This is a genomic window from Anaerolineae bacterium (genome assembly GCA_014360855.1).
GTDB lineage: Bacteria > Chloroflexota > Anaerolineae > JACIWP01 > JACIWP01 > JACIWP01.
This window is the reverse complement of record JACIWP010000225.1, coordinates 1-5,025: the sequence shown is the minus strand read 5'-3', so window position 1 is coordinate 5,025 and position 5,025 is coordinate 1. Positions and strand designations below refer to the sequence as shown.

Genomic DNA, 5,025 nt, shown 5'->3' with positions numbered 1-5,025 from the left:
AGCACCCCACCGCCCACGGCGCGCGCCGCCGCCCGGCTCAATGCGTCCAGCTCCGGCGTCACCGGGCAGTTGGACGCCCGCCCGCCGCGCGCCGTGTTGGTGATCCAATGTTCGGAGGAGCGGTAGATAGCGCAGATGGTCTCATCGCCCACCACAAAGGAACGGATATCCCGACCGGGCTTGCGGATATATTCCTGGATATAGAAGATGGAGTGCAGGAAGTTCCCCAGCGTGGCCTTATGCTGGATCACCGCCTCCGCCGCATCGCGGTCGTTGATCTTCACCACCATACGCCCCCAGGAGCCAACAACCGGCTTGATGACCACCGGATAGCCCATCTGCTCGATGGCCTCGAGCGCGGACTCTTCCGTGAAAGCGATGACGGTGCGCGGGGTGGGGACGCCGGCGCGCAGGAGGGCGCTGGTCGTCATAAACTTGCTCCCGCAAATCTGCGCCACCTCCCAGCGGTTCACCGTCGGAATGCCCCAATCCTGAAACACCCGCAGGGCATGCTCCGCCCGCGAATGCTGGATACAGCGCTCCAGGATCACATCCCAGCGGCGCGCCGGCTGATCCATGGGCAAAATCAACTGTCGGTCATCGATCAGCTCGAAATCCAGCCCGCGCCGCTCCATCTCATCGGCCAGGAGCTTCTCCTCCGCCCGTACGCGTGACAACAGCATTCCGATTTTCACAGCCATGCCTGCCTCCTGAAGGTATCCTCAGACGAATTCGACAGATATCGCCGGCCCGGCGCCGCCGGCCGCGGCACACCCTGCGCCGGCAACGGCTCCAACACCAGACCATCCCCGACCGAGCATTCCAGCTCATGATGGGGCGCGGCCCACCATGTCTCCCCGGCATGCCCTGCTCCGCCGCCGGCAGGACGTTCCAGCGCATCCCTCTCTAGGCCGGCCGCCAATGCCTCGACCGTCTCCCGAATGACCGCTGTCACCTGCGCCGTGCTCGCCTGCCCGCCCAGGTCCGGCGTCATCACCCGCCGGCGCAGGGCTGTCTCCACCCCCTGCACCAACCAGCCGGCCGCCTCCGCCTCTCCCAGGTACGAGAGCATCATCGAGGCGGCCAGAATAGCGGCCATGGGGTTGGCGAGGCCCTTGCCGGCGATGTCCGGCGCCGAACCATGCACCGGCTCGAACACCGCCACCGCATCTCCCAGGTTGGCGGAGGGTGTCAGGCCCATGCCGCCGCACAGCGCCGCTGCCTCGTCGGACAAAATATCGCCGAACATATTGGTGGTGACGATGACGTCAAAGGACTCCGGATCCCGGATCAGCCGCATGGCCATGGCATCCACCAACACTTCCTCCACCTCGAGGCCAGGAAATTCGCCGGCCACCTGGCGCACCGTGTCGCGGAACAGGCCGCAGGTCAAGGGCAGGATGTTCGCCTTATGGACGATGGTCAGCTTGCGCCGCCGGCCCATGGCCAGCCGGCAGGCGGCACGCGCCACCCGTTCCGAGGCCTGTCGGGTGATGACGCGCTCCGCCACCGCCCGCTCCCCTTCCAGATGCTCCTGCTGGACATACAGGTCCTCGGTGTTCTCCCGCACGATGAGCAGGTCAATGCCCGGCCGGACGCCGGCCAGGGGCCAGGAGCGCGCCGGCCGCAGGTTGGCGTACAGGTGAAACTCCCGCCGCAGTGCCACGATGGGACTGCGGTAGCCCTCGACGCGCCGGCCAGTGGGCGAAGAAACCGCGCCGAACAGGGTCGCATCCGCTTCCCGCACCGCCTGAATGGTCTCGTCCGGCAGAGCTGTGCCCAGCTCCTGAAAACATGCCCAGCCGGCCTCCGCGAAATGAAAGCGCAAATCCAGCCCCGTAGCGCGCAGGACCTCGATGGCCGCCGGCACCACCTCGCGGCCGATACCATCACCCGGAATGACACAGATGGTATATGCCATCATTCCCCTCCTTGTTCCCTTGCGCGCTGACCGGGCAGGCGGCCGTAGCGGCGGAAATATGCGACCGTACTGCCGGCCTCCCATATCTCCCGCACGAAATCGGGCGGCGGCTTAAGGGGATATTCCTGGCCGGCGTCCGTCACCACCACGTACCGCTCCATATCCAGCGTCACTTCCTGCCCATCGCGCAGTACGCCGGTCAAATCGGTCTCGAACAACGGGATGCCCAGGTTCAGCGCGTTGCGGAAGAAGATGCGGGCAAAGCCCGGCGCGATGATGGCGCCGACGCCGCACAGTTTCAGCGCCTTGGGGGCATACTCGCGCGAGGAGCCACACCCGAAGTTCGCGCCGGCGACGATGATATCCCCTGGGCGCACCTCCCGCGCGAACTCCGGCCGGGCCTCAATAAAGGCGTGCTTCGGCAGTTCCTCCTCGGAGGTCATGTACGGGGCATAGCGGCCCGGTACAATCTGATCGGTATCCACATCCTCGCCAAACAACCATACCCGTGCCATTGCTCCCCTCCTTACAGAAACTCGCGCGGGTCGGTGATGCGTCCGGTGACCGCGCTGGCCGCCGCCGTCGCCGGCGACCCCAGGTAAATCTCGGCGTTGGGCGATCCCATGCGCCCGCGGAAATTGCGGTTGGCGGTGGAAATGGCCACCTCGCCGTCGCCCAGCACTCCCATATGCCGGCCGATGCACGGCCCACAGCCCGGCGTGCCGATGGTCGCGCCGGCCTCCAGCAGGACCGCCAGGGTGCCGTCCGCCATGGCGTCCATCAGCACCTGGCTGGACGCCGGCACCACCAGCATGCGCACGCCCGGCGCCACCCGCCGGCCCCGCAGGATGCGCGCTGCCATCCGCAGGTCCTCCAGCCGGCCATTGGTGCAGGTGCCGATAAACACCTGGTCCACCCGGATATCGCCCAGCTCGGCGGCCGGCCGCACGTCGTCCACTCGCGGGGACACCGCCACCAAGGGAACCAGGGAATTCAAGTCCACCTCCACTATTCGCTCGTACTGCGCGTTCGGATCCACGCGCAGCCACTCCGGCACCCGGAAGCGCTCCGCCACCTCGCCGCTGGGCGGGATGATGCCGGCCTTGGCGCCCAACTCCGTCGTCATGCAGGCCAGCGTCTGCCGCGAGGCCAGGCTGAGCATGTCCACGCCATGATACTCGACCGCCCGATAGGTCGCGCCGTCGGCGCCGAGGGCCTGCTCCACCCATAGGGTCAGGTCCTTGGCGGTGACGCCGGCGGAGAAGTTCCCGCGCGCGCGAATGCAGATGGTCTCCGGCACCTTCAGCCAGGTATGCCCTGTCGCCCATGCCAGCGCGATATCGGTCGCTCCCATGCCGCACCCGAAGGCCCCCACCGCGCCGTAGCTCGTCGAATGGGAATCGGAGCCAATGACGATTTGCCCGGGGCCGGCCAGCCCCTCTTCGATCATCACCTGATGGCACACCCCTCGCCCGACATCATAGAAATGTCGGATGCCCTGCTCCATAGCAAAGCGGCGCACCTTGGCCTGGGCATTAGCGGTGGCGATATTGACCGCCGGCGCCACATGGTCGATGATGATGGCGATCTTGTCCGGGTCAAAAACCCGCTCCACCCCCAGCTCATTACGCATGACATCAATGATGCTGGGCGTGATGGAATCCACCCCCATGGCGCAGTCCACGGGAACCACCACCAGATCGCCGGCATGCACCTCGCGGCCGGCGGCGTGCGAGATGATCTGCTCCGAAAGCGTCAGGCCCATGCGAACTCTCCCTCCCTCTCTCCGCGAGATGTCCATTCCTGCAAGATGGTGTCCACATCGCTCAGCGTCAGCGGACGTGTGTCCGCCAGCGCCTTGATATGCGCGGTGACCTCTTTGATCTGCTGGTCCGTCATCTTCAGCCCTAACTGTTCGGCGCGCGCCTTGATGGCGTTCCAGCCGGTCAGCTTATGGGCGATGCTGATGTAGCGGGTCAGGCCGAAATCGCGCGGGTTGATGGCCTCATAGGTTTCGGGGTTATTGAGCAGGGCTTTGGCGTGGATGCCGGCCTTATGGGTGAAGGCCGTGATACCCGTGATGTAATTGTTGAAGGGGATGGAGATGCCCACCATATTGGCCACCATGGTCTCCAGATCGCGCAGCATCTCCAGCTTGTACTTTTTCACCAGGGAGCGGTCTATGGTGTACAGCCGGGCGATGAGGCCGCCAAGGGGGGTGATGCCGTTGCGTTCGCCGATGCCGAGGATGCTGGTGTCAACATGGGTGGCGCCGGCCTCCAGCGCGCAGTAGCTGTTGGCAATGGCACAGCCGGCGTCGTTATGGCCGTGGAATTCGATGTCCGTCGTCGGCTTAATCACCTGGCGGATGCGCCGCACCACATCATACACCTGAAGAGGCGTGGCGATGCCCACCGTATCGGCAACCCCTACCCGATCCACCCCGATCTGGTCCACCGCGGCAAAAATCTGCAGAAGGTCCTCCAGGTTGCTCCGGAAGGCGTCCTCCCCGCTGAAGCGCACCTCCAGCCCCTGGGACTTGATGTATTCCACCACTTTCACGGCGCTCTCGATGATGTAGGGGATATCCTTGCCATGGCTGAACTCCCGCAGGTAGGAGGAGGTGCCGAACAGCACGTCAATCCCCTGGACGCCGGTGTCCACGGCCAGCTTGGCGTCCTCCAGCGTACAGCGCACGTGGGTGACGACCTTACAGCGCAGGCCCAGGTTGGCGATGGTGCGGCAGTCGCGGAAGGACTGTGGGGAGGCCGCCGGCGAGGTCAGCTCGATGTACTCCACCCCGAACTCATCCAGCGCCTGGGCGATGTCAATCTTCTGCCCCGTGGTGAAATTAGCGCCGGCGAACTGCTCCCCCTCTCGCAGTGTCGACTCGATAATGTTGAATCGCTCAATGGCCATGCTTTCCACTCCCCTATCGCTCCAAGATTATGACAACGCCCTGGTCAAGCCATTTCTGGCTCGCCAGGGCGTGCATCTCTGCCTCTGTGGAGGGGCTCCTCAGCCCCTCACCTCCCTGCGGGTAAATAAAAAGGCCAGCTCCAGAATTCTCTGGGCTGGCCGGCACGCGTCCGGAATTATGGCAG

5 protein-coding genes are annotated in these 5,025 nt (G+C 65.1%); all 5 read right to left on the bottom strand.

The genetic code is table 11. The features are described 5' to 3' along the window. On the bottom strand, nucleotides 1–695 hold a 695-nt coding region (gene lysX, locus H5T60_11490), incomplete at its 3' end, for a lysine biosynthesis protein LysX (protein MBC7243056.1). Beyond that, nucleotides 692–1,921 (bottom strand): isocitrate/isopropylmalate dehydrogenase family protein, encoded by a 1,230-nt coding sequence (locus H5T60_11485; protein MBC7243055.1) that lies wholly within the window; start codon nucleotides 1,919–1,921, stop codon nucleotides 692–694. The genes lysX and H5T60_11485, both read right to left, overlap by 4 nt. Beyond that, the gene (locus tag H5T60_11480; GenBank protein ID MBC7243054.1) at nucleotides 1,921–2,436 is read right to left on the bottom strand and encodes a 3-isopropylmalate dehydratase small subunit; all 516 of its coding nucleotides are present in this window, start codon (nucleotides 2,434–2,436) and stop codon (nucleotides 1,921–1,923) included. The genes H5T60_11485 and H5T60_11480 overlap by 1 nt, the downstream gene beginning before the upstream one ends. Before the next feature lie 11 nt (nucleotides 2,437–2,447). Further along, the gene (locus tag H5T60_11475) at nucleotides 2,448–3,686 is read right to left on the bottom strand and encodes a 3-isopropylmalate dehydratase large subunit (protein MBC7243053.1); all 1,239 of its coding nucleotides are present in this window, start codon (nucleotides 3,684–3,686) and stop codon (nucleotides 2,448–2,450) included. Then, nucleotides 3,677–4,834 (bottom strand): homocitrate synthase, encoded by a 1,158-nt coding sequence (lysS, locus tag H5T60_11470; protein ID MBC7243052.1) that lies wholly within the window; start codon nucleotides 4,832–4,834, stop codon nucleotides 3,677–3,679. The genes H5T60_11475 and lysS overlap by 10 nt, the downstream gene beginning before the upstream one ends. Nucleotides 4,835–5,025: the final 191 nt, after the last annotated feature.

Bases quoted from the DNA above. Each gene is read 5' to 3' on its own strand.
- H5T60_11485 (MBC7243055.1), bottom strand. From the start codon at position 1,921: ATGGCATATACCATCTGTGTCATTCCGGGTGATGGTATCGGCCGCGAG.
- H5T60_11475 (MBC7243053.1), bottom strand. From the start codon at position 3,686: ATGGGCCTGACGCTTTCGGAGCAGATCATCTCGCACGCCGCCGGCCGC.
- H5T60_11480 (MBC7243054.1), bottom strand. From the start codon at position 2,436: ATGGCACGGGTATGGTTGTTTGGCGAGGATGTGGATACCGATCAGATT.